A 26,082-nucleotide genomic window follows, 5' to 3' on the forward strand; every position below is an offset into this window, starting at 1 on the left:
TTGGTAAATATGTTCGGGATGACGCTAGCGTTGTTGACACAGACGCGAAAGACCCCGTCTCAGCTTTCACGCCATGACTTTACAAAATAATCAGTAACGGGCTTCAGTAGATAGGTCAGCGGAGAGCGGTCGCCGGTTTTGATAAAAGCATCCACCGGCATTCCCGGTAACAGCTGTGTCCCTTCGGGCAAGCGCTCCATCTCACCGGGCGAGAGGGTAATTTCGGCACGAAAAAAACTGGCGCCAGTCGTGTCGTCAATAATGGAATCAGCTGAAATCAGGATAACCCGGCCTTTGAGTTCGGGCGTTGTCCGTTGATCAAGGGAGGAAAGACGCAGGTTCACCTCCTGCCCTACAGAAATTTCATCTACATTGGTGGGCCGTACTTGCGCCACGATAACCAGTGGACGGTCCTGCGGCACCAGAAACATGAGCGGCTCCGCAGCTCGAATGACAGAACGCGGGGTCGTCACTTTTAGCTCGTAGATTATGCCAGAGACCGGTGCTCGGATATCCAGCCTGTCAATTGTCGCCAGCAGGGCGCGCCGTTGCTCTATCAATGACAACTCGCGGAAACGGATTTCACGCATCTGGGTAATTGCCTCTTCCCGCCCCGATGTCCCCAGCTTGAGGCCAATAATCTCGATTTCTGTAATGCGCCCCTCCGCCTGTGCCCGCGCTGCAACGAGACGCCCGATTTCACCCGCCAGTCGCGCTTTCTCCCGCTGGAGGCTGAGAACTGTCGCCGCCTGCGCCAGCCCTTGATCCAACAGTTGTTGCTGGCTGCCCAGCTGCTTCTCGATCAATTCCAGCTGCGTAGCGAGGGACATTTCCTGCGCTGTGATACCGTTGATCTGATCCTCGATCTGGTTGGTCTGCTTTTCCAGTTGTTCGATCTCGCGGGCAACACTATCGCGACGGGCTTCAAACAGATTTATCTGCCCTTCCATCAACTCTTTTGCATCAGCGTCGAGGCGCCCCACCTTAACCAGATCATCGGGAAAGCTTATGATCTCGTCGCCGTCACGCTGGGCTTGAAGACGCCCGCGGCGGGCCATCAATTCATAAAGCTGCCCCTCAATCAACGTCAGTTCTGAGCGGGCTTGCTGGGCATCAAGTTGCAGCAATAAGTCACCGGCATTAACCAGATCTCCCTCATTCACAAGGATTTCGGCAATTGTGCCGCCGCTGTCATGCTGCACGACCTGCCTGTTGCGCTCTACTTCGATCCGGCCGGAGGCCACGATTGCGCCGGCGATATTGGAGGTGACCGACCATGTGCCGAAGCCGCCGAACAAAACAGCAATACCGATAAAACCGATCAAGACAGGCTGCCATGCGCTCCATTTGTCAGATTTTTTCACGTCACGCCTCCTGTGCCCTTAGGCGCTTGCTGAATGTCTTTGTGGTTCTTGACCATCCCTTTAAGAACCTCGTCCTTGGGACCAAAGGCCACGCGCATTCCGCCGTCCAGCATCAACAGCATGTCACATTCCTGAATGGCAGCGGGACGGTGCGCCATAATCAGAACCGACCGTCCGGTTTCTTTCATCCCTCGGATTGCGCGGTTGAGCGCATCCGACCCGATATTATCGAGATTCGAGTTCGGTTCATCGAGCACCAGAATTACAGGATCGTCGTAAAGGGCGCGGGCAAGACCAATCCGCTGCATCTGCCCGCCTGACAAACGGACCTGTCCAGCTTGGATCATGGTGTCATACCCTGCAGGAAGCTCGAGGATCATCTCATGAGCGGCAGCCATCTTTGCAGCGGCCACAACCTTCGCATCGTCGGGCACATCCGCAAGGCGCGCAATATTCTGCGCAATCGTGCCATCAAACAACGAAACCCGCTGCGGCAAGTAGCCGATATGACGGCCCAATGTCTCGGACCCATAATGCTCGAGCGCAGCACCGTCGAGGCGGATCGAACCGCCCGCGGGACGCCACACTCCGGTCAAAGTACGCGCCAGCGACGATTTTCCTGCACCGGACGGGCCGATCACCCCAAGGGCCTGCCCCGGTGCAACCTTGAAAGAAATAGATTTTAGGGCTGCCTGCTTTTCGCCCGGCGGCACAACAGTGAGGTTTTTTGCCTCCAGTCCGGCCCGCGGCTTTGGCAATTCGGTGCGCGACACCTTCGGCTGCACGACGCCCAAAAGCTCTGCCAAATTCCTCCAGCCGGTCATGCCGCGCTGGACGACCGGCCACTGGTTCAACGCCATTTCAACGGGTGCCAAGGCACGGCCCAACAGGATAGACCCCGCAATCATCGCCCCAGGCGTAAGCTCGTTTTGCAAAACCAGATAGGCGCCCATACCTAACATCGCAGATTGCAAGAACAGGCGGATGGTTTTCGTCATCGAGGTAAAGGTGCCCCCGACATCTGTTGCACGCACTTGCCCGTCGAGCGCCTCGCTGCGGGCTTTTTGCCAACGGGTAAATGCAGCATCCCGCATACCCATCGCTTGGACCATCTCTGCCTCGGTCCGGATCTGGTCGGCCATACTGCCAGCTTGCTGGCCCGCAATGGCGGCGCGGGCCTGCGCCCCGCGCGACAAATACTGGTTCGCAATCGCAATCACGACCAGCACCGCACCTCCGATTAGCGCCAAATAACCCAGATATGCATGGAACACGAAAATGCCTGCAAAGAAGATTGGCGTCCACGGCAGATCGAATGCCGCCATCAAAACCGGTGATGTAATTGTACGCTGCACTGCTTCGAGATCGGCAAGACTGGCGTTGGTTTTGGTGTCAGGGGCCACGGCAGATTTGCGAATTACCGCGTCAAACACACGGCGGTCCAGATCATCCTGAAACCGCGCCCCTACCCGCGCCATGATGCGGCCCCGCGTGTAATCGAGGATGCCCATAACGCCGTACAAAAACACAACCAACAGCGACAGGGCGACCAGCGTTTCTTGGCTGCCCGAGCCGAGTACTCGGTCATATACCTGCAACATATAAAGCGGACCGGTAAGCATCAGCAGGTTTGCGAACGCGGAGAATAGGCCGACTGTCCAATAGAGCGAGCGGCTGCGCTTGCGCACCTGTCTCAGCTCGTTCAGACCGCGCTTTACGATATCGCTCTGCATTCAATCCCTTCCTGTGGCCTTGTCCGGCCCTCTGTTCCCGCGCCTGAATTGCGCAGGCTGGTAATTCGGGCACACTAATACAGTGCCCCGTATCACTTTATCGCTTATTGGATAATACCGCCCTAGCGATCTCCGCTGTTGCGGTTAGAAGAGCCGCCTCCGCCAATCCCGCCAAAGATATCCTGCAAAACCTGATCAATAATATTCCCAGGGCGCTGGGGCGCTGGGGCCTGCGAAACCGGTGCCTGTTCAACAGGCATTACCTCGTTTACGTCACCATTGAAAATAACTTGTGCAGGTGCTGGCAGGACCATTGGCAAGGGCTTGACCGGAACGCCCTCGTGTACTCGGCTCATCACTTCACGCCATATCTCGGTGGGCAGGCCGCCGCCTGTGACCCCTTTTAGTGGAGTGTTGTCGTCATAACCCATCCAAACACCAGCAACGTAGTCAGCGGAGAAGCCGATAAACCACGCGTCTTTGGCCGCTGATGTGGTACCTGTTTTCCCAGCAAGCTGGCGCCCGCCGAATTGTGCGCGCTGGCCCGTCCCTTCCGAGACGACCTTTTCCATCATATAGATCAGCTGACCTGCGGCGGTTTCCTGAATGACCCGCTCCCCTATGCCACCGCCGGTCCCCATCAACGCTTCTGAATCGCCTTGCAGGCGCAGATCTATCAGGCCGTATGGCGTAACCGATGATCCGCCATTCAGAATGCCGGCGAACGCGCCTGTCATCTCGATCAATGTGCTTTCGGAGGCGCCAAGCGCCAGCGCCGGACCAGCAGCAAGGTCATTCTTGATCCCGAACTGCGATGCAACGATGCTTACAGTCTCGCGGCCAACTGATTCAGATATTTTCACTGCTGGAATATTCAGCGATTGGGCCAAGGCATTTGTCATCGTGGTCTGGCCGCTAAAGCTGTTCGTGTAGTTTTTGGGACACCACTGGCCCGATCCGGGGATGTTTAGGCAATAAGGGCTGTCGTCCACCAGATCGTTCGGCGAGTACCCCAGATCAAGCGCGGCGGCATAGACGAACGGCTTGAAAGCTGATCCAGTCTGCCGCAACGCCTGTGTGGCTCGGTTAAACGCTCCCGACACCTTGGTTTTACGCCCGCCCACCATCGCACGCACAGCACCGTCCGCACTCATCACCACAATCGCGGCCTGCGCTTTGGATCCTTCGCGCACCTTGTTGTCAAAGACCCATTGCAATCCCTCGACTGCGGCGCGCTGCATCCTCTGGTCCAGCGTTGTGCGGATAATGACATCTTCGGTAGTGTTTCGGGTAAAAAACTCCGGCCCTGTGGACATGACCCAATCCGCGAAATATCCGCCCGCACGCGCCTCTGCGGCATCGGACAGGGTCGCGGGGTTGGCCATGGCATTCGCTACCTCTTGATCTGTCAGATAGCCCTGTTCGTTCATCAGACGCAGCACAGTTGCCGCACGGTTGCGCGACCTCTCGAGGTTAGATGTCGGCGACAGCGTGCTGGGAGCGGTCAACAAACCAGCGATTGTCGCAGCTTCGGCAGGATCTACTTCCGATGCCGACTTACCAAAAAAGCGCTGCGCAGCAGCCTCTGCACCATAAGCACCGCCCCCCATATAGGCACGGTTGAGGTAAATCGACAGGATATCATCCTTGGAATACTTGGCTTCCATTGCCAGCGCATAAACCGCTTCTTTTGCTTTGCGCTTGATTGAGCCACGGCGGCACTCTGCCTCGTATTGCGCCTCTGTCATGCCTGCAGTCGGGTCGAAAGGCTCTCCCAGACAGAGAAGCTTCGCGGTCTGCTGCGTGATGGTTGAGCCGCCGTGGCCGGATAAAGGTCCACGCCCTTCGCTGAGGTTGATGCGCACAGCCGAAGCGATACCACGAGGACTAAGGCCGAAATGCTTGTAAAACCGCCTGTCCTCGGTCGCGATGACGGCATTTTTGAGGTAGGGCGAGACGCTATTTGCACGAATTGGGCCGCCAAACTGGTCACCGCGCCATGCGAATACTTCGCCGTTCTGGTCCAACATCGTGACCGATCCGTTCGCCCGACCGTCCAGCAAATCATCAAGCGGCGGAAGCGTGGTGTAGAAATAACCAACAATCAGCGCAAGCACGGCAATACCGACGAGCGCAGAGCGCGAAGCGATGACCCAGATCAAACGAAAGAAGAACCGCACAATTGCGTTCAAAAACCCGAGAATGCCGCCACGACGCTTGGGGGCATATTTACGGCGGGTCTTTGCTTTGGGTTTCGAAGTCGGCTTGGCCGCTGCCGGTTTCGCCATTTTACGATACCGGTTTTCGGCCACCAAAGGGCCTTTACGCTTGGATGAATCACTCATTAATGGGGCCTGCTCGCCTGCTGTTTTGTTGCACCATAACCCTCTTACACAAGTTTGTTTAGCGTTTGATCAACTGCAATCTCTCATATTTTTGCACATTTTTTAATCATATTAATATAATTGCCTAAAATTGTGGCATTAAGAGCCTTCTATGTACCCCTTAGGGCACCTCAACTCTTCCCTTCAACCGCCTCAATCCCGTTTCTTTTGGTCACAACATGCAGAAAACCTGCAAATTAGGAGGGGACATACGGTGAAACTCATCATTGCCACAATCAAACCATTCAAGCTCGAAGAGGTCCGCGAAGCGCTGACCGAAGCAGGCGTACGCGGTCTTATGGTTACAGAAATTAAAGGCTTCGGCGCACAGTCGGGCCACACAGAAATTTACCGCGGCGCCGAATACGTTGTGAACTTTGTACCCAAAGTGAAGCTCGAGCTTGTGGTTGCAGATGTTGACGCTGACCGCATGGTCGAGGTTATCAGCAAGACCGCCAAGACCGGCAAAATCGGTGACGGCAAGATTTTCGTTCTCGACGTCGAGCAAGCGGTGCGTGTGCGTACCGGCGAAACCGGCGATGACGCCATCTAAACCAAGGATGATAATGATGAACAAGAAATACCTCATTCCAGTCACCGTTGCCGCAGCCGCGCTGCCGACGTTTGTACTGGCCCAAGATACGGCTGCTGCCGGAGCGGTGCCTGTGACCGCTGAAATGATCTGGATCATGAACTCCTTGCTGTTCCTGATCGGCGGCTTTTTGGTGTTCTGGATGGCTGCGGGTTTTGCAATGCTCGAAGGCGGTCTCGTCCGCTCCAAGAACGTTACCATGCAGATGACCAAAAATATTGCTCTCTTTTCTCTCGCGTCAATCGCCTATTGGGCGTTCGGATATAACTTGATGTATCCACTCGGCACATGGTCGGTCGAGGGCGTACTCTCGGGCGTGTTCGGTGTCGGCGTACTAGAGGCAGTAGGCATTGATCTGGCTGGTGCGGATGATGGCGAGTATGCCTCCACCGGTTCCGACTTCTTCTTCCAGTTGATGTTCTGCGCAGCTACCGCGTCGATTGTTTCGGGCGCATTGGCCGAGCGGATCAAACTATGGCCCTTCCTCGTGTTCGTGGTCATCCTGACGGGCATCATCTATCCGCTTCAGGCATCCTGGAAATGGGGCGGTGGCTTCCTTGACGAAATGGGCTTCCTCGATTTTGCAGGCTCCACTGTTGTGCACTCTGTAGGCGGCTGGGCTGCTCTGGCAGGCGCACTGATCCTCGGACCCCGTATCGGCAAGTACAAAGATGGTCGTGTGAACCCTATGCCTGGTTCGAACCTTGCACTTGCGACACTGGGAACGTTCATCCTGTGGATGGGTTGGTTCGGCTTTAACGGCGGCTCGCAGCTCGCCATGGGCTCTGTCGGTGATATCGCAGATGTTTCGCGCATTTTTGCAAACACAAACGCAGCTGCAGCTGGTGGTGCGGTCGTCGCACTGATCGCGACACAACTTCTCTACAAAAAGCCTGACCTGACCATGATCCTTAATGGTGCGCTGGCAGGACTTGTATCCATCACAGCAGAGCCGCTGACGCCAACTCTCGGCATGGCGACGCTGATCGGTGGCGTGGGTGGCCTCATCGTGGTCTTCGCGGTGCCCTTCCTCGACAAGCTCAAGATCGATGATGTGGTCGGCGCGATCCCTGTGCACCTGTTTGGCGGCATCTGGGGCACTATTGCGGTTGTCTTCACCAATGGTGATGCAAGCCTCGGTACTCAGCTCTATTCGATCCTTGTGATCGGTGTATTTGCCTTCGTCACCTCAGGTGTCGTCTGGTTTATCCTCAAAGCAACTGTGGGCATCCGCGTCAGCGAAGAGGCCGAAATCAAAGGTCTGGATATGGCGGAAATGGGTATGGAAGCCTACCCTGATTTCACACGCGGCTAATAATGCCTTTGGCCCTCCGCATTAGGAGGGCCTTTCTTGCTAGAAATAAGGAGGGCCTCGCATCGGTATGATGCGAGGCCCTCTTTAAATCACCGGTTATAGAGGCAGCTAGATACCAGCGCCAATGATCGCCTTTGCGAGGATCGGCACAGTTTGGGCATTCAGCCCTGCAATGTTCATACGGCTGTCTCCAACCATATAAATACCGTGCTCGAGGCGTAGTTTCTCTACCATGTCGGGCGTAGTCCCCAGCCGCGAAAACATACCCCGATGCTGTGCCAGAAAGCCGAAGCGGTCAGAGCCGGACAGGTCCTGAAGCTCCTGCGCCAGTTGCTTGCGCAAACCCAGCATCGACAGGCGCACGTCCTCCAGCTCCGCCTGCCAGTCCGCGCGCAACGCGTCATCGGTCAGGATCATCGTCACCAACCGCGCACCGTGATCGGGCGGGAAGCTGAAATTCTGGCGGTTCAGGTAGGCGAGCGTGCCCTGATTGAGCGCCCGCGCCCCTCCATCCACACTGGTGACCATCAGCAGGCCTGTCCGCTCGCGGTAGATGCCAAAGTTTTTGGAGCAGCTTGCCGCAATGATGCACTCCGGCACCGCCGCAGCAACTTTGCGGGTGGCCGCCGCGTCCTGCTCGAGGCCTTCGCCAAAGCCCTGATAGGCAATATCAATCATTGGTGTGGCACCTGTTGAGAGCAGGACCTCGATCACCGCATCCCATTCAGCGCTGTTCAGGTTTGCGCCTGTGGGATTGTGGCAGCAACCATGCAGCAAAACTACATCACCCTTTTTCGCAGTCTTGAGGTCGGCAATCAGCCCGTCAAAATCAACGCCGCGGGTTTCCTCATCGAAGTAGCGATAAGGCACCATCTCGATTCCAAGATATGCCAGCATCGACAAATGGTTCGGCCATGTCGGATCAGAAACAAATACTCGGGCCGCGGGACGGGCCATCTGGATCAGTTCGAATGCTTGCCGGACCGCACCGGTCCCCCCCGGGGTAGCAGCAGCAGCGACATTTTCTCGCGGTACAGCATCACCCAAAACCAGATCAGCCATCGCATCTCCAAAGGCTGGATCACCAGCGAGACCGGTATAAACCTTGCTGTCCTGTGTCTCCCATAGCTTGTGCTCAGCTGATTTTACGGCACGCATTACCGGCGTGAGGCCGGTAGCATCCTTGTACACGCCCACTCCCAGATCAACTTTATCAGCGCGCGGGTCGTCACGGTACATCTGGATCAATGCCAGAATTTTATCCGCTGGCTGTTGCTTGAGGGTCTCGAACATTATGCGTCTCCGGTCGCTATCGGCACTGTCGGGAACATCCCCCACTCGGCCCATGATCCATCATAAAGGGCCCACTCGTGATGCCCCATCCGCTCCAGCGCAAGCGCGAGAACGGAAGCCGTAATTCCTGACCCGCAGGAGGTGATTACGGGTTTGTCCAGATCAACACCAGCCGCCTCGAATACTGTGCGCATCTCCTCGACACTCTTCATGGTCTGATCGGCATTCAGAACCGATGCGAAGGGCACATTTCTCGATTTAGGAATATGACCCGCCCGCAGTCCCTCACGGGGCTCTGGTGCTTCACCGCGGAACCGTGCAGCGGCGCGTGCATCTACAATCTGCGGCATCCCCAACTTGGAGGCATGCGCGACCTGCGTCACATCCCGCACCAGATGGTTCTGGAACCGTACAGTCATATGCCTGTCCCGCGGAATCGGTGACATATCCTCGGTCGGGCGCCCTTCTGCCAGCCATTTGGGCAAACCGCCGTCCAACACAGCAACATTCTCCTGACCCATCAGCTTGAACAGCCACCACACACGTGGCGCGGACAGAATGCCAGCTCCGTCATAGACAACTATCTGATGACCGTCGCCCACACCCAGCGCCCGCATCCGTGACATAAATTTCTCTATGGGCGGCGCCATATGAGGCAAATCCGAACGCGCATCCGAAACCTCGTCGATATCGAAGAAGCGCGCACCCGGAATGTGCCCTTCGCTATATTCGCGCTTTGGATCGCGCCCGTCAGCCGGCAAATACCACGACGCATCCAAAATTCTAAGATCAGGGTCTTTGAGATGCTTGGCCAACCAATCGGTAGACACAAGTGTTTTGGGATCATCAATCATGGCAGCTCCTTTTACGGTATCCCTACTGCCTACTCCGGCAGAAAAATCCTGACAAGACCGCTGCGCCTCACTCTATCCGTTATCTTTGAGGAGGCGCGATTTTTGGCGGGACCAGTCGCGCTTTGCAGCATCTTCACGCTTGTCATGCAGCTTTTTACCCTTGGCGATACCGATCTTGATCTTCGCCATGCCACGGTGATTGAAATACATCACAAGCGGGACCAGCGTCATGCCTTTGCGCTGGGTCTCGTTCCACATGTTCGCCAACTGTTTACCCGACACCAGCAACTTGCGACGGCGCCGCTCTTCGTGGCCGAAGGTTTTTGCCTGCTTGTAGGGCGCAATATAACTGTTCACGAGCCACAGTTCGCCATCTTCGACAGCCGCATAGCTCTCGGCAATGTTGGAGCCGCCCATTCGGAGGCTTTTCACTTCGGAACCCTCAAGCATGATCCCGCATTCGACATCGTCCTCGATGGCGTAATCAAACCGCGCACGGCGATTTTCTGCGATGACCTTGTAGTTGGGGTCCGATTTGGTGGATGATTTTACCTGAGCCATAGTGTGCGATGTAGGGCTCTATCGCCCTACGTGCAAGGGATCGCCTTAGCGCAGCCCGTTTACAGCCAGATATTTTGCAAGATCCACAATGATCTGCCCCCGCGCACGTGCAATTGCTGCGGGCCCACCTTTTGGATCATAGGCAACTGCCAAATCAAAAGCACCCGAGCGTTCGCGCCCTTGGAAAACGCCGACGAAATACTGCCCCGTCGCACGAAACACCCCGTCCGTTCCCGCGATCAAATCGGAAAAGCGCACATCAAGTGTGGCAGACGGGCTTTCCTCAAAGGGCCACGGCTCGGACGCGACGCGCTTACCACTCAAGCGCGCTAGATGGCGGCTCAGTTCGAGGCCGACAGCGCGCTCGGGCGCATCGGCCCAAAGAACCTTGGACGTGATCAGCGTGCCATCAGGCGCCTGCTGAGCAATCTCATCCGCAGAGGCATAAGTGGGCAATGAAACATCTCTTACCTCGACCGAGGTGAACGCAATCGGCACCGTCTCGGTGATAGCGGGGGACTGCACCACGATGCTGTCGGGGGCACCGCAAGCGGCAAGAATGGCCAACGCGCCAGCGGCGGCAACAGATTTCAACATATTCATATTATCTTCCCAGCAGCAGTGAGTTAGGATTTCGTTCGATGGTGCGCGCCAGCTTCTCCAGCGCGCCCGCAGCTTGTGCAATATCGCGTAGGGCGGCCTGTGCAGAACGGCTCAGCTCCTCACCCTGATCAAAGCCGTCGATGGTACGGCCTGCCTGCGCAAAAAGACCGTTCAGCTTTGTTATCATGCCAGGCAAGTCACGCGCAGACACCGCAATGCTGTCTGCCGCCGTACGCGTCGAGGCAAGTGTCTGGTTCACGTTTTGCACCGCGCCGCCTTCCCGTAATTCACGCAAGGTCGCGTTCAGCTGGTCTAGCGCGCCAGCCAATGCGGCTGGCAGCTGGGCCGTCTCGGGGCTACTCACCAGTTCCTCGGCAGAGGACGTAAGAGACGTTAGCTCCTCGATGAGAACATCGAACTCGAGGCTGGCGGCTTTTGCGGCGACCTCCTGTATATCTTCAACGAGCTCGGGCACACCTACAACCGATGAGGTTACTGCATCAGCAGCCTCCGAGGCAGCAGTCAGGGTGGTCCCCAGCACCTCTGCAATCCGCTGGCGCTCAAGCTCGGCCACGAGGCCTTCGACGCGGACCAATGTAGAATTAAGCGCAACCGGGATATTTTTGACATCATCGGAGGTTACGATGCTCGACAGATCACTGAGCAGAGTACTCACATCTCCGGGTACTTTTTGAAGATCGCCGTTCGACATCAGCATTTCGGCAGAGTTCATGACATTGATCGCACTGTTGAGCAACTCCTCGATGGGGAGATTGTTGATACGGGTAAACACGCCCTCAACTGTCGCCGCCGCGTCAGATGTCTCACTTTTTGTAGTTGGCATAACGGCAAGATCTGCACCGTTCTGCGTTAGACGTGCGGTTGGTGCACCCTCCACTTCAATAAGCTCAATTTTGAGTCCACCCGTGAGCAGGCTCGCGGAAGCCAGACGAGCGCGCAGACCATTCGAAACACGGTCCTGTAACAACGCCAATGCAGATGCTGGAGACACTTCTCCTGGCAGACCAAGGCGAGACGGCTGCACTGAAACGATAACGTTGAGCCGAACGCGGCTGTCCCCAAACTGGTTGAAATCAACGATCCCGGAGAGGCTGTCGACCGAACCGATGCGGAAGCCACTCAGCTCGACAGGCGCACCGACCGCAAGGCCGGAAACGTTTTCGTCAAAGATGATACTGAATTGCAGAGGGTCGACTTCGGATTTTGTGAACAGACTGTTCCGCGCCGATTCCTTACCGTCAAAAATCTCATAGACCTGACCGTCCTGCGCAGGCGCGCCGCCCGAAACAAACGTATCAAAAGTGATACCACCTCCGATCAGTGTCGCAAGCGAAGAGAAGTCAAGTTCCGCACCGGTCGGTCCGAACGAAAAGCTGAAGCCCGACGTATCCCAGAAGCGTGTTGTTGAACTTATCAGGTTGCGGTGCTCTTCATAAATAATGCCTTCAGAAACAGCAAATGCGCCACTGCGACCGATTTGAGCGCGCCCCATCTGACCCACCTGAATGCCGCGGAACATGATCGGTGCGTTATCTGTAAGGGTTCCTGTCGCCGTCGTGCGAAAGGTGATTTGCAGACCACTATCGCCCGGTTTGATCAGCGGGGGAACATCCGACCCTCGGAATGTGGTCGCGACAGGACCGATTTCTGTATCCCATGAACCCTCGATGTAGACACCACTCAAGACCGTGCTGAGGCCTGTAATCCCCTGCGCTGTGACCTCCGGCTCGACAATCCAGAAGACCGAACTGCTATCGACGTACTCGGCCACATCCTTTTCGAGGCGTATATGTACCTCTACCATGCTGAGCCCCTCGCTGAAGCCTACCTGCTCTACCTGACCTACCTCGATGTCGCGGTACTTCAGCTTGGTCTCGCCAGCCATGATGCCAGATCCGTCTGTAAAGTTGACAATAATGACAGGGCCCCGCGCATTATACGACTGCCACGCGACACCGAATGCCACCAAAAGGGCAAGGATCGGGATAATCCAGATGAAGGACGCGCCGGATAGACCGCGTTTGGCGGCTGTCCTGATCTCGACTTTGGGGGGGGTATCAACCATGATCGGGTGCCTCGCTGTCGTCGGCTTGTGCATCCCAGATCATGCGTGGATCAAACGACTGCGCGGACAACATTGTAAATATTACTGAAAGGGCAAAAAAGAACGCTGCAGGCCCCGGTGTTATAGATGCCAGCCCCTGAAGCTGCACGAGGGCAGAAAGGATAGCAACCACGAAAATATCGATCATGGACCAGCGGCCTATGTATTCGACCACCTCGTACATGAGCAAGCTATGATGCGATGTGAACCCGCCCTTTTTCTTCACGCTCACCGCGAGAAAAGCGATGGCCCAGAATTTACCCAGCGGAATGACAACGGAGGCGATAAGGATGATCGCGGCAATCCCGAAAGAGCCATAATGCGCCAAATCAACAGCGCCGCCGATGATCGTACTTTCGTCCACCTGAAAAAGCTGTTGTGTGCGGAGCATCGGATAAACATTGGCAGGGATATAACACATCATGCCCATCAACCAAAGCGCCCAAACACGCTGCAGACTACCCGCATCGCGCGAAGAAAGCGCTGCACCACAGCGCCCGCAAACTTCTGTTTCCAGAGGCCAGGCACGGGTACATCGTGTACACGCCACCAAACCGGCAGCGCGTGCGGTTACCGTTTTTTGGGGTGTTCCAGAGAGTTCCATACCGACCACTTACACATATAACTGTCTTGAAAGATGACGAGCACCACAAGAACACCGAACATCCAAAAGGCAGGACCAAACGTTACAGTCGCAAGGCCCGCCACCTTCACCAACGCCACAGCGCACCCCAGCGCGAAAATCTCTGCCATCGACCACGGTTTGAGCGCCTCGGACAAACGGAATGCGCGTATCGCATAGCGTGCAGCCGGACGGTCCAGAACCACGGGTACCAACACATAAATCGTCAGCATCATCCGAAGAAGTGGCACAAATATAATTAGCGCTGCAGTCAACAAGGCAAGCACAAGCATCGGCCCCTCGGTGAATGACAGCGCTGCATCAAGGATCGACACCGCATTGCTGCGCCCCGCTGCCGAAATCGCGAGAAAAGGAAACAGGCTGGCCGCGATGATCAGCACAACGACAGCGACTGATATCGCGATGATCTGCATCCCCGCCTTATACCGCGGTGCTATCAGGACATGATGACAGCGCGTGCAAATTGCCCGCTCACCTGCCTTGGGGCGGTCCAACTGGTAGGTTGCATCGCACACGGGGCATATAATCAACTCCTCAAGCGGAGCATCGGAAAGTCGGGTAGCTGTGGCCATGGCGCACTGTATAGCGGCAGTAAGGTAGAACATACATACCTATTTTCGCACGTAGTATTACAGGATATGTCAGTGTTTTATGGCGATTGCGTCGCGTTCAGCGGCGTCATACCCCAGCATCTCGAGGACTGTGTCTGTGTCTGCGCCAATGGCTGTAGGGGCGTTTGGCATGGGTACTGCGCTCCTGCTGAATCTTGGGGCAGGAGCGGCCTGATAGATACCGTTTGGCGCAATGAAGGTCTGCCGGGCCTTCATATGCGGATGAAGATGCGCCTCGGAGAATGTCAGGACAGGCGCCACACAAGCATCAGTTCCTTCAAATATCTCCGACCACTCGTCACGCGTTTTACGCGAAAAAACAGCCTGATAATCAATCCGCCGCTTGCCCCAGACCGACGCGTCGTTCTGGTCGCCCTGATGCCCGGACGGCAACCCGGCCTTTTCGAGCAATAACGCATGAAATTGCGGCTCGAGGGCGCCGACAGACAGATACCCGCCACATGCACATATATAACAGCGATAAAACGGTGCGCCTCCATCAAGCCAATTCGCCCCGCGCCTCTCTTGCCATGTGCCTTGCGCCAGCATGCCATGGATCAGACCCATCAAAGCAGGAACACCGTCCACCATCGCGGCATCAACAACCTGTCCCTTACCCGAAATCCCGCGCTCGATCACGGCGCTCAGGATACCAAGCAATAGAAACATCGTACCGCCGCCATAATCCGCCACCAGATTTAGCGGGGGCACAGGAGCGCGGTCGGCATCACCCATTGCGTGCAACGCCCCCGTAATCGCGAGATAGTTGAGGTCGTGACCAGCAGTCTGCGCCAGCGGTCCATCCTGCCCCCATCCCGTCATGCGTGCAAAAATCAGCCTTTCGGGACAGTCATCCGGCCCAAGTCCCAAGCGTTCCATGACGCCCGGGCGGAACCCTTCGATCAGTACATCGCTGGCAGCAATCAGGCGCTGCGCCGCTTCCACCCCCTGCACTGACTTGAGGTCCAGTACGATCGAGCGTTTGCCACGACGGTTTACGTCTGTTGGATCAGCAGGCTCCGCCTTGCGGTCGACGGTGATCACATCCGCCCCCAGATCCGCCAGCAACTGCCCCGCAAGAGGTGCCGGACCAAGCCCCGAAAACTCTACCACTTTCAATGAAGACAGCGGGCCCATGATCATTCAACTCCCGGCAGATAGACTTCGCGTGCGCCTTCTTCGAATTCCTTGAGCGACAGAGGCCAGACCACACCGGGCCAGCGTAACTCCATCTCCATTTTGCGGGGTCGGTAGACCGCTGTGTAAAGGGTTCCGAAACCGTGCCGGAACGCCGTGGAGTAAAGCGGCGGGCGCAGAAAGAGATTAATAAATTTCTCTTCCGGATCATGGTGGAGACGCAGGCGCTGTTGCAAAAACCGCTCCCGCTCGACTGTGGCGGTAAATCGGGCATGACTGATCCACTCCACGTTTTCCTGATGGTTTGTTGCAACGGCACGCTGGGTGATCACGGCAGGCCGGTCCGGTGCCATCATAACTGTGAGGTAATTGCGCTTTCGGTCAAGAACAGTGACGTTATAGCTCATGTGCGTAGGAACACGTGCCAGCACCTCTGCAGCCGCCTCCGCCGTTTCACAAATTTGCAGGACATAGCGCAGAATGAGCGGCACGCCGAACCCCTCGCCCACCACGCGCCGGCCGCCGAACGTGAGCGAGATCGACAGCCCCTTGTCGTTCACACCGTCTACTAGACCCCAAAGACCGTCAGAAGTGCCCATTACGGAGCGCCCCATCCACGCCGTGCGCAAGACCAGGCTGTCAAATGCGCGCGGGTTATAGTCATAGTTGCGGACAAGAACTGGTTGCTTACCGGCCCATACAGCCTGCGAGCAACTCGCCAGATAAGCGGGCGGCGTATAGAAGCTTAAAAAGCGCGCCGCGTGATCGCCACCGCCCGCCAGCTCACACAGCTCTTCATACAGCGGGACCATCTCTGGCATATGGGTCCGCAGCGCACGAAGGCCTTCGGCATAGGTCGGGCGGGCGGTCTCACCTTCTTTGAGCCACCATGCCCGATAGTCGGACCAATATTCACGGAAAAGCCCGGACCACTTGGGGCCGGGCGCATCCTCGGAAATTGCACGCCAGTACATAGCGGCCTTTCTAAATCTTTGGGAGAACCCAGGTCGAGCGATGCAGCACAGATTATCTGACGCGCAAATCGCGGCGAGGGAGAATTGTGAGCTAACACGCCCCCGCCACGCAGTTTCTTGAGTGTCTTAAAGAATCTTGAACGCCGGATCCGACAGGATCGGATTAGCCTCTGCTGTCGGCAGCGGCGTACCCTCAACGGCACTCTTGATCCCGTGAATCCACTTTTTCGCCCGTTCGTTAAGCTGGAAGCTTTTGGTCATCGAGCGCCCCCGCGTCACAAGGATACCAATGTCCGCACCCTCATAGCGGTAGTCACCGGGCCGCATGATCCGCAAGAAGAACGCTTCGTTCTCGCTCTCTACGGCGCGGCGGTGATAATCGAAGCGGTCGAACACAACCGAGCCGTCCTCTTTCATCTTGTAGATGCCAGTCTCGGGGCTACTCGTGCAGGTGTCGACTTCGTCTTTGGTAAACTTGATCACCATCTGCGACCAGCTGTCGATGTTGTCAGGCTCGGCCCAACGGGCATTCAACTCGTCCACATTGAGAGAGAATTTCTTTTTGGAAAACTCCAACAGATGGAACAGGAACAAAGGGGCATCCGCGTGTGCAAACGCGGCGTGATTGGTCATTGACGATGCACCTGTGATGCGTGGGTTCAGCTCACCCAGCCAAAGTTCGCCAGTCTTTTTATCGATCAAAAAGTCGAGTTCGAAATACCCGCGGTACCCTTCCTTGCGGAGCTGCTCCCCGAATTTGAACGTGAGGTCGCGCGCCTGCTGGCGTTGCTTTGGCGGGAAGGCGGTGGATAGGATCTCGTTTCCGCACCAGCCCCCACGGTAGGGAGTAAGCTCGTTAAAGCCGACCAGCTCTGTCATCAGCGGCCCTACAATCGTGCCCTCTTTAGTGGCGCAAGCTTCAATCGCCGCACCACGGCAGCTGATCCGTTTCATGATCTTGATCTCGCCCTCGCCGATGATCTCGGACTGGTGGCGTCGGAAGTCAGCCTCGTTCTTGATAAAGAAAGTGGTGTGCCCACTGTCACCAAACGCAGATTGCAGCACCAGATCGTGCCCGATGCCCGCCTTTTCGCAGGTCTCGCGAAGGTTCTCGTAAGACGTGACCTCTGCCAGCGTGTTAGGCACGGACGGCACGCCCGCTTTGTTGCCGATGCGCACGGTCGCAATCTTGTTGTCCATCGAATTACGCAGCTTTGCCTTGGGGAACCAGACATCCGCGCCCAGCTCTTTGGACAAACGCTCGGTTTCCTCGTCGAACATCAGGAACACGAACTTTGGCTTGCCGCCACGCTTTTTGATAAAGTCGATGACTTCCTTGTGCTGCAGCAGATAATTGTTGATGTCCTCGATGGACTGGAACTCGGCGTGCGGTTGCTCTGAAGGGCAGAACACGTTGGGATGCTTGCCGCCATAACAATCGATATAGCAGATATATTTGAAATTCTTGACCCATTCATCAAGGCCCAGCAGGTTAAAGTTGGTCGCAGAAATGAAGTAGATCGGGTCTTCATTGCGGTGGAAGAACCGACGGATTTCAGAGATATTTCTAAGAATGGTAGCCATGGTGGTGCTCCTTATCTTGAGTAATTAAGCCGAAGCTTTTTTCGATAATTTTACGGGAGTCGGCGTCGCGTTGTCCAACGCTTCAGCGGTGAAAACCCTCAGGCCCAGATCGGGCCTGTAGCCATGAATTTCGCTCACATCGAGCGCACGCATAAAACTAAGGATTTCCTGACTAACGACCTGTCCGGGGACGAGGATCGGAAAGCCGGGGGGATATGGGATGATAAACCCTGCCGAGACAATCGTCTCGCCACGGAGCATCGCTTCTTTCAACGATCCATCAAGTTCGAGATAATCGCAGTTCTTTTCATCATAAGCGAGGAAGAACGCCTTGCGAATATCACCTTCACGGCTGTTTCCGCTCTCCAGAAACGCCTTATGGAAGCGGCTGAAGTCAGGCAGTGGCGGATAGTCCTCGAGCAGATTTTTCACACGGCGGTCAAATCCTATCTTCTCCATGCCAGAGGCATCATCGTTCAACTCGTCGAGCGATTTTGCAATCTCTACCAGAACTTCAATCAAATATGCCACGCTAGAGCGCGTGGTACCGATGTTGGTCATGAAAAGAACGGTATTGCGCGATGTCTTGTTGATCTGGATACCGTATTTATCCATCAGGATTTTGTTCTTGAACGTATCACCGTCCCAGCCCGTCCCCCCGACCAACAGGGTCACGCGCGAAGCATCAAGCACGAACTCATCGCGCTCCCAGCAATCCCACAGATCGGTCCAGCCTTGCTCGGCGTCATAATAGCTGGTGACGCCGCTCTCCCTGTGCTCCTCCGGGATCATATCGCCCGCTGTCAGAACCTGAAAATACTTCTTAAGTAGCGGATGGTCAGACAGAGCGCGGCGCATCGACATCGCGGCCTCGATCTGACGCTGCACGAACTCGAAGCCCTCAAGCTCGACCTGACGGCGCCCCACATCCAGACTTGCGATGATCTGGTAGTTTGGCGAGGTCGAGGTATGCGTCATATACGCTTCGTGGAAGCTCTGCTCCACCTCACCCTTAAAGTCCTGATCGTTTACGTGGATCATCGAGCCCTGGCGCAAGCTTGTGAGCGTTTTATGCGTGGATTGGGTTGAATAGGCCCGCACCCGCGCAGTGGGCGGCGGGATCAGACGTGTCTTCATCAGTGTCTCGTGGTCTGCATCTTTCAGCTCTACCTGCTGGGCTTCATAAGCCTCGCGGTGCGCTTCTGTCTTGAACTTGACCCGCAACACATTCGCAGCATTCATTGCTGTGCGCTGGCGATAGGTCGGATTGAAGCGGGCAAAAGCGAACCACGCTTCGTCCCACAGGAAAATGAGGTCGGGCTTGATCGCCAGACATTCCTGCATCACCCGCTCTACATTATACACAAGACCGTCGAACGTGCAGTTTGTCAGCAACAGCATCCGCACGCGGTCAAGTTTGCCCTGCGCTTTCAACTCCAGCAGCCGCTCCTTCATTTCCGACAATGGCACAGCGCCATACATCGAATATTTGTTGAGGGGATAGCTATCGAGATAGCTGACCTGAGCGCCTGACAGGACCATACCGTAGTGATGCGATTTGTGGCAGTCTCGGTCCACCAGTACGATATCACCGGGTTTAATCAGCGCTTGCACGACGATCTTGTTGCAGGTCGAAGTGCCGTTGGTCGCAAAAAATGTCTGCTTTGAGCCAAACGCACGCGAAGCAAGCTCCTGTGCCTCCTTTATAGGGCCTTGGGGTTCAAGCAAACTGTCCAGCCCGCCGGATGTCGCAGAGGTTTCCGCGAGGAAAATATTGGGGCCGTAGAACGCGCCCATGTCCTGAATCCAGTGCGAGCGGGTAATAGATTTCCCACGGCTGATCGGCATGGCATGAAATACGCCTGTCGGCTGTTTGGAATATTCGACCAGTGCCGTAAAAAACGGCGACTTATTGCGCGCCTGAACCCCCCGCAGGATGTTCAGGTGCAGTTCCATAAAGTCTTCGGAGTTGTAGAACACGCGGCGACAGATCCCCAGATCGAGGCCCGCGATATCTTCGACAGAGCGTTCCGTGACCAGATATGCATCCAGCTCGGGGCGAACCCGCGCAATCATCCGGCACAACTCGGGCCCATAATTTTCGGGCGGAATAGCGTCAATCTCGTTCCGGCCACCTGCACGCGCCAGATAACGTGTCAGAATCTCCTCGGCATTCTCAGAATGCAGCACCAGACCGGGCCGCACAACGATGGCCTGAATATTGTGGTTAAACAGTACTGCAATGAGCGCATCCTCGATGGAGGGCACAACAACAGCCTCATAGATGAATTGATCCTCGGGGCGGCGCATGCCGGTGACATTCGCCTTGAGCCATCGTTCCTGATGCTCGTTGACGCTGTCTACAACCAGCACTTCGAAGTAAGGCTTGGACAGGGCGCGCATTTCGGGGCTGTGGTGTGCGTCGTCGTCCTGCTCTTCCTGATCGACGCTATCGCGTTCGAGCGGGATATGGCGACGGCGGTAAGCTCCTGTCGTCAAGGCACGAGTGATCCGGTTCACGGCGAAACTTACATCGTCAAGCTTACCCTGATCGAAATGGCGCCGGATCAATGCAAAGGCGTGTTTTCCTGGAAAGGCCCAGTAAGCCTCCATGACGTCGAGCGTCTCAAACAATTCTGCCACACTGGCGCGCAACTGGGCGGCTTCACCCGCACTTGGGTTACGGGTCAGGGCGCTGGTCGCTTCGCGCAATGCGCTCCATCGGTCAGAGCGCAATTGGATCGCAGATGAATAGTCTCTCATCGAATGCATCGGTCGTTCTCCGCAAAAAGTTACGCAGCTTGGACCATGCGATGAGATGCGGGCGGGGAATGTTCCCTGCCCGCCCTAACGCACGGCCTAGCCGCTGGATGTGTCAGTATCCGTGGTTCCGGTCAGAATACCGGCCTTCACGGGTGGAATCGGCGCTGCAACAGGCGCCGCAGCAAGGGTAGCGCTCTCTACCGGTGCAGCGGTACCGGCAGAGGGGTTTGGCAATGGCTCTTCGGGGAAAGCCGGCGGTACTTTAAACGCATACCCCGGCAAGCTGTCTTGGCCCGCAGCATCAGGCGTGTAAGGAACACGCATTGCTGGTGCCATCATATCGAGGCCAGCTTTCGTCCCTTTGTGCGGGATGGCAAGCGGACCAAGTGTTTTGAGATACTCGTCGGTGCCGCTGGCGCGGTCATAAACCGAGAAATCAGTCGAGCGGTCGCGGAAAGACTTGAGTACTTGGCCAAGCCCCTTCATGCCGGTCTCACGCTGGCGGCGAACCATATCGAGGTCGATCTCTATCGGGAACATGTCTTCCTGACCGGCGGACTGGTGCAAGACCTGTGACGTGGGATCAATCACGCAAGATTTGCCAACACCGCCCGCTCCCAAACCGTTCACGTCAATGACATAGCACTGGAACTGAACAGCCGTTGCGCGTGCAATCGCAAGCTCCGCGTCGCGGTCTGTCGTTCCTGTAAGGACGGGATGCAAAAGCACCTCGACGCCTTGTGATGTCAACTGGCGCGTAGTTTCGGGGAACCACATGTCATAGCAAATCGACAAACCAAAGCGGCCAACATCCGGCACATCGAAGATACAGAAATCTGTACCTGCAGCGACGCCGGCCTCATAGGGCCGGAACGGGAACATTTTTGCATAGCGGCGAATAATCTCGCCCTGCGGATTAATAACAACGGATGTATTGTAAATCCGGCCATCTTCGGGGTCGGTGATGAACATCGAGCCGGGGATGAGCCAGACACCGTGTTTTACCGCTGCAGCCTGAAATTTCTCGAGCGCCTCGTTTTCGGGCGGCAAGGAGTATTGATCAAGCGGGCCGTAAGCGGCCAACTCGGAGAACAATACCATCTGCGTCCAAGGGAAACGCGTCATCAGGATGTCCAGCCGCTGGATCATTCCATCAACGTTCGGGACGAGGGCGTTGACGTACATTTGTACGCCGGCAATTGCAAAGGGGGTCATATCTGCTTACTCCGAGAACCACGGCTCTGGCCGTTTGGAACTGCTCTTACGCCCTTTGGATAGGGAGTGAAACAGCCCATGCGCACCAGTGCCGTAGCGGCGTTGCATGGCAGATATGTTTCCACAGCGCAGGTAATTTACGCTGCCGCCACTTTGTCGAGGCCGCTTCCGTTGCGCCGACGTTGTAGTACCACAACCCCCGCAAGCAGCAAAAGCGCGGGCAGGAACATCAGGTATTTGCTTGGCTGTGGCTCCGGTTTGAGGACGCGCACCACCTCTTGATCCCAATCAAGGCCAGCCGATTGTCCTGCAGAATTATAGGCAACATCGTCGATAATAACCTTATCGCCATCCATGCGCAGCGTGACACCGGCAGCAGACAAACGCTCGGTCCCGTCTGCACCTTCGCCCAGCGGGAGCAAAGCTACGAACTCGAGCGGATCACCAAGGTCGTTAACCCCTGCCACCCTTAGACGGAGTGTCTCGCCGATAGGCGTTGCATCCGCCGCCTGCGTCAACTCGGAGGCCGCCATTTCGGTGTAGGGCGGCGATATCATGTCCATCCAGAATCCCGGACGAAAGAGCGTAAAGGCAATGAGCAACAGTGCAATCGTCTCATAGATACGATTTTTCGCAAGGAACCAACCCTGCGTTGCCGCCGCAAACAGTAGCATCGCAATCGTTGCGACAATGAAGACGAATATGCCCTGCGCCCACGTCACATCGATCAGCAACAACTCTGTGTTGAAGATAAACAGGAATGGGAGAGCAGCTGTGCGCAGGCTGTAAAAGAACGCGACTACACCGGTTTTGATCGGATCGCCGCCCGAAACAGCCGCCGCCGCAAACGAGGCGAGGCCGACCGGCGGCGTCACATCCGCCATAATGCCAAAGTAAAACACGAAAAGGTGCACAGCTATCAGCGGCACGATGAGCCCGTTTTGCTGGCCGAGCGTTACGATTACCGGTGCAAGAAGGGCGGAGACGACGATATAGTTCGCCGTGGTCGGCAGACCCATCCCGAGGATGAGGGATAAAACGGCAGTCAGCACTAATATTGCGAGAATATGTCCTCCGGACAGAACTTCGACCACATCGGCCAGCGCTGCACCAACACCTGTTTGGCTGACCGAGCCCACGATGATACCCGCAGTTGCGGTCGCAATACCGATGCCGATCATATTACGCGCACCCGTAACCAAGCCATCAACGAGGTCAAGCAAGCCATCTTTGATGTCAGAGGCAAAATTGCTATGGCCACGGAAAATCGCCATAAGCGGCCGCTGGGTCAGAAGAATGAAAACCATATAGCACGTCGCCCAGAACGCCGAGAGGCCGGGGGACAGACGGTCAACCATCAAAGCCCAAACAAGTACAACGACAGGCAAGATAAAATGTAGACCCGAGCGAACCGTCGGACCAGGCAACGGCAACTTTGTTACCGGCGCGTTCGGATCATCAAGCTCGAGCGGGGCCTCCTTGGACGCGACATAAAGAAGACCTACGTAAACAGCCGTCAGAAATACAAAAATAATGTATCCTGCAGTTTCAGGGAAAGCAGGGCGGATCCATCCCATCAGATAGTAAACCGCGAAGCTAAGCCCACAGATCACTGCAATCGTGAAAGCGATTGACATAAGCCACGCCAGCAGTGGTTTTGGTGGTGTCGGACGCGGCAAGCCCACCATACCGGCCTTGAGCGCTTCGAGGTGTACGATATAAACCAGCGCGATGTAGGAAATCACAGCAGGCAGAAACGCATGCTTAACCACATCAAAATATGGAATGCCCACATATTCGACCATCAAGAAGGCAGCAGCACCCATAACAGGCGGCATGATCTGCCCGTTTACGGAAGAGGCCACTTCAACAGCGCCCGCTTTCTCGGAGCTGAAACCCACCTTTTTCATCAAAGGGATCGTAAATGTACCAGTGGTCACAACGTTTGCGATCGAGGAGCCTGAAATCAGACCCGTCATCGCGGATGAGACGACAGCCGCCTTTGCGGGTCCGCCCTTCATATGACCCATTAGGCTGAATGCGACTTGAATAAAATAGTTGCCCGCACCCGCACGGTCCAGCAGCGAACCGAACAGCACAAAAAGAAATACAAACGAAGTAGAAACGCCCAATGCGATACCGAAAACACCCTCGGTCGTGATCCACTGGTGGTTCACGATCTCTGACAGGCTGTTACCTTTATGGGCAATGATGCTTGGCATATTCGGGCCAAGGACGGTGTACATCAGGAAGACGGACGCGACGATCATCAGTGCTGGCCCAAGGGCGCGGCGCGTCGCCTCAAGCAGGATCATGATGCCGATAACGGCAACCACGTAATCCTGCATGATTGGCGCACCGACACGGTCCGCGATGTCACGGTAGAAGAAGAAAAGGTATAGGGCGGTCAGCGCGCCCACGATGGCAAGCGCCCATTCCCAAACCGGCACGCGGTCTTTGGGGGAGCCAAGGATCACCGTTGCCGCAATGGCGATTGCAGGAATCGGCACCCACCACACGGCGACACTATCCTTTGCAGCCACCATAAACAGCCCGGCAAGCGCAAGTGGTACAACGACGCCAAGGATCATCTGGAATTTCGTGCGCGCGGCGGGAAATGCCATAATTCCGAGGAAAACCGCAAATCCAAGGTGGATAGACCGCGCAAGCGTATCGTTAAACAGACCGAAAGGGGATGCGATATAAAGCTGGAACAAGGACCATGCGAGGGCGGTAAGCATTAAGAGGATGCCGACTGGACCGCCGACAGACCGCCCGCCAGTATCCGAGGAAGCAACAAGAGCATCAAGTTCGCTTTGATCCAGCCCGCCACGTCCGGCAGCTTCGGCTTCTACAGCAGCAGCTTGTTGTTGGTCAGTCATGGCAATGGTCCCTATTGCATGCCGCACCTTTCCGGTGCGTGCCGGTCACGACGCATTGTGCGCCGAGCCACTGGAGCGGCGGATTATGCCTCCGCCGCTCCATGTGTCAGATCACGAGCAGATTATTCAATCCAGCCACGCTCTTTGTAGTACTTCGCAGCGCCGTCATGCAGAGGCGCGGACAGACCTTGCGAGATCATGTCCTCTTCCTTGAGGTTTGCAAACGCGGGGTGCAGCCCTTTGAAGCGATCAAAGTTGTCAAAGACCGCTTTTACGGTTTGGTAAATTGTTTCCTCATCAACATCAGAAGACGAAACAAAAGTGGCCTTCACGCCAAAAGTGTTCACATCCAAATCTGTGCCTTTGTACATCCCACCGGGAACGGTAGCTGCGGCATAGAAAGGATTGTTGTCAATCAGACCCTGAATTTCGGGACCTGTTACAGAAATCAGCTCTGCGTCGATGGTCGAAACCGCCTCCTGAATGGAGCCATTGGGATGACCAACAGTATAGATAATCGCATCAACCTTGTTGTCGCCCAATGCAGCGGCCTGCTCGGCCGGCTTCAATTCGGACGCGAGTGCGAAGTCATCCAGCGTCCAGCCTTTGGCCGCCATCACAACTTCCATTGTGGCACGCTGACCGGAACCTGGGTTGCCGATGTTGACGCGCTTGCCCTTGAGATCATCGAACGTCTTGATGCCGCTGTCTTTGCGCGCAATCACGTTGAACGGTTCGCCATGCACGGAGAATACAGCACGCAGCTTGTCGAACTTGTCGCCCTCGAAGGTCGAGGTGCCGTTGTAGGCGTGGTGCTGCCAGTCCGACTGGGCAACTCCCATGTCCATGTCGCCAGCCTTGATCGCGTTAATGTTTGCGATAGAGCCACCGGTGGACGGTGCCGTGCACTTCAGTCCGTGGTCGGCCGAGCCGCGGTTCACGAGGCGGCAGATCGACTGACCCACCACAAAGTAAACACCGGTCTGGCCACCGGTACCGATGGTGATGAACTTTTCTTGTGCAAATGACGCAGTACCTGCCAGCATGGCGCCCGCAAAGGCCCCTGCGACGGTCATTGTCTTGAACATTTTCATAGTAAACTCTCCCGTTATTGTCACAAGCACAGCGCACAACGCTGCTCTCAACTATATGGAAGGAGAATGCTGAGGACATACGCGGAAGCGCACATATCGTCGTTCTTCCTAGCCTCCCGTTTCGATTTTTATGCCATGTTAGCGGCAATCGTACGAAATCTGAATTAAACGTAGGCAGCTTTTTAAAGATGAGCAAGCAATTGATACGAGGGAGATCAACATATATTCATCACGTTGTTTAATATATGTTATTTGCTTGAAATTTACCCGATTTTTTGCGGTTCATCAGATATTTCGAGCGATAACACCTGCGTCAGTCACGGGTGATACCCTTGCCAACACGGGTGTTAATGAG

Annotated in this window: 19 protein-coding genes; 2 read left to right on the plus strand and 17 right to left on the minus strand. The window is 55.9% G+C overall.

Features of this window, described 5'->3' with window-relative positions; all coding sequences use genetic code 11:
* Positions 1-59 precede the first annotated feature (59 nt).
* From C8N30_RS06430 to C8N30_RS06440, 3 genes are all read right to left on the minus strand, one after another.
* Positions 60-1,364 (minus strand): HlyD family type I secretion periplasmic adaptor subunit, encoded by a 1,305-nt coding sequence (locus tag C8N30_RS06430; protein ID WP_025063683.1) that lies wholly within the window; start codon positions 1,362-1,364, stop codon positions 60-62.
* Positions 1,361-3,097: a type I secretion system permease/ATPase gene (locus C8N30_RS06435; RefSeq protein ID WP_025063684.1), complete on the minus strand. Its 1,737-nt coding sequence runs from the start codon at positions 3,095-3,097 to the stop codon at positions 1,361-1,363. The genes C8N30_RS06430 and C8N30_RS06435 overlap by 4 nt, the downstream gene beginning before the upstream one ends.
* A 122-nt stretch (positions 3,098-3,219) precedes the next feature.
* Positions 3,220-5,442, minus strand: a complete 2,223-nt coding sequence (locus C8N30_RS06440) for a transglycosylase domain-containing protein (protein ID WP_025063685.1) — start codon at positions 5,440-5,442, stop codon at positions 3,220-3,222.
* A 253-nt stretch (positions 5,443-5,695) separates the two neighbouring features.
* Here C8N30_RS06440 and C8N30_RS06445 point away from each other — a divergent pair, with 253 nt between their 5' ends.
* Both C8N30_RS06445 and C8N30_RS06450 read left to right on the plus strand, forming a co-directional pair.
* On the plus strand, positions 5,696-6,034 hold the full coding sequence (locus C8N30_RS06445; RefSeq protein WP_025063686.1) for a P-II family nitrogen regulator: 339 nt from the start codon (positions 5,696-5,698) through the stop codon (positions 6,032-6,034).
* A gap of 16 nt (positions 6,035-6,050) precedes the next feature.
* Complete coding sequence (locus C8N30_RS06450; RefSeq protein WP_025063687.1) at positions 6,051-7,388, plus strand: ammonium transporter; 1,338 nt, start codon at positions 6,051-6,053, stop codon at positions 7,386-7,388.
* A gap of 108 nt (positions 7,389-7,496) precedes the next feature.
* Here C8N30_RS06450 and C8N30_RS06455 read toward each other — a convergent pair whose 3' ends face one another.
* From C8N30_RS06455 to C8N30_RS06520, 14 genes are all read right to left on the minus strand, one after another.
* Complete coding sequence (locus C8N30_RS06455) at positions 7,497-8,681, minus strand: amino acid aminotransferase (RefSeq protein ID WP_025063688.1); 1,185 nt, start codon at positions 8,679-8,681, stop codon at positions 7,497-7,499.
* The gene (sseA, locus tag C8N30_RS06460) at positions 8,681-9,535 is read right to left on the minus strand and encodes a 3-mercaptopyruvate sulfurtransferase (RefSeq protein WP_025063689.1); all 855 of its coding nucleotides are present in this window, start codon (positions 9,533-9,535) and stop codon (positions 8,681-8,683) included. The genes C8N30_RS06455 and sseA overlap by 1 nt, the downstream gene beginning before the upstream one ends.
* A gap of 72 nt (positions 9,536-9,607) precedes the next feature.
* Positions 9,608-10,096, minus strand: a complete 489-nt coding sequence (smpB, locus tag C8N30_RS06465) for an SsrA-binding protein SmpB (RefSeq protein WP_025063690.1) — start codon at positions 10,094-10,096, stop codon at positions 9,608-9,610.
* A gap of 45 nt (positions 10,097-10,141) precedes the next feature.
* Positions 10,142-10,699: a PqiC family protein gene (locus C8N30_RS06470; protein WP_025063691.1), complete on the minus strand. Its 558-nt coding sequence runs from the start codon at positions 10,697-10,699 to the stop codon at positions 10,142-10,144.
* 1 nt (position 10,700) lies between these two features.
* Positions 10,701-12,785, minus strand: coding sequence for a PqiB family protein (locus C8N30_RS06475; protein WP_025063692.1), 2,085 nt, complete (start codon positions 12,783-12,785; stop codon positions 10,701-10,703).
* Positions 12,778-13,428 (minus strand): paraquat-inducible protein A, encoded by a 651-nt coding sequence (locus tag C8N30_RS06480; RefSeq protein WP_051567231.1) that lies wholly within the window; start codon positions 13,426-13,428, stop codon positions 12,778-12,780. Before C8N30_RS06480 ends, C8N30_RS06475 begins: the two co-directional genes overlap by 8 nt.
* Complete coding sequence (locus C8N30_RS06485) at positions 13,395-14,039, minus strand: paraquat-inducible protein A (protein ID WP_025063694.1); 645 nt, start codon at positions 14,037-14,039, stop codon at positions 13,395-13,397. The genes C8N30_RS06480 and C8N30_RS06485 overlap by 34 nt, the downstream gene beginning before the upstream one ends.
* A 69-nt stretch (positions 14,040-14,108) precedes the next feature.
* Complete coding sequence (locus C8N30_RS06490) at positions 14,109-15,215, minus strand: CaiB/BaiF CoA transferase family protein (RefSeq protein ID WP_409373583.1); 1,107 nt, start codon at positions 15,213-15,215, stop codon at positions 14,109-14,111.
* Positions 15,216-15,217: 2 nt separating this feature from the next.
* Positions 15,218-16,189 carry a C45 family autoproteolytic acyltransferase/hydolase gene (locus tag C8N30_RS06495; protein WP_025063696.1) on the minus strand — a complete coding sequence of 324 codons (972 nt, stop codon included), beginning with the start codon at positions 16,187-16,189 and terminating at the stop codon, positions 15,218-15,220.
* A 126-nt stretch (positions 16,190-16,315) separates the two neighbouring features.
* Positions 16,316-17,773: a biotin carboxylase gene (locus tag C8N30_RS06500; protein ID WP_025063697.1), complete on the minus strand. Its 1,458-nt coding sequence runs from the start codon at positions 17,771-17,773 to the stop codon at positions 16,316-16,318.
* Between the two features lie 24 nt (positions 17,774-17,797).
* On the minus strand, positions 17,798-20,545 hold the full coding sequence (locus tag C8N30_RS06505; RefSeq protein ID WP_025063698.1) for an aminotransferase class I/II-fold pyridoxal phosphate-dependent enzyme: 2,748 nt from the start codon (positions 20,543-20,545) through the stop codon (positions 17,798-17,800).
* 87 nt (positions 20,546-20,632) lie between these two features.
* The gene (locus C8N30_RS06510) at positions 20,633-21,751 is read right to left on the minus strand and encodes a carbon-nitrogen hydrolase family protein (RefSeq protein WP_025063699.1); all 1,119 of its coding nucleotides are present in this window, start codon (positions 21,749-21,751) and stop codon (positions 20,633-20,635) included.
* Between the two features lie 137 nt (positions 21,752-21,888).
* On the minus strand, positions 21,889-24,633 hold the full coding sequence (locus C8N30_RS06515; protein WP_051567234.1) for a TRAP transporter permease: 2,745 nt from the start codon (positions 24,631-24,633) through the stop codon (positions 21,889-21,891).
* 122 nt (positions 24,634-24,755) lie between these two features.
* Positions 24,756-25,721, minus strand: a complete 966-nt coding sequence (locus C8N30_RS06520) for a TAXI family TRAP transporter solute-binding subunit (protein WP_025063701.1) — start codon at positions 25,719-25,721, stop codon at positions 24,756-24,758.
* Positions 25,722-26,082 lie beyond the last annotated feature (361 nt).

The organism is Sulfitobacter guttiformis (assembly GCF_003610455.1).
Classification (GTDB): domain Bacteria; phylum Pseudomonadota; class Alphaproteobacteria; order Rhodobacterales; family Rhodobacteraceae; genus Sulfitobacter; species Sulfitobacter guttiformis.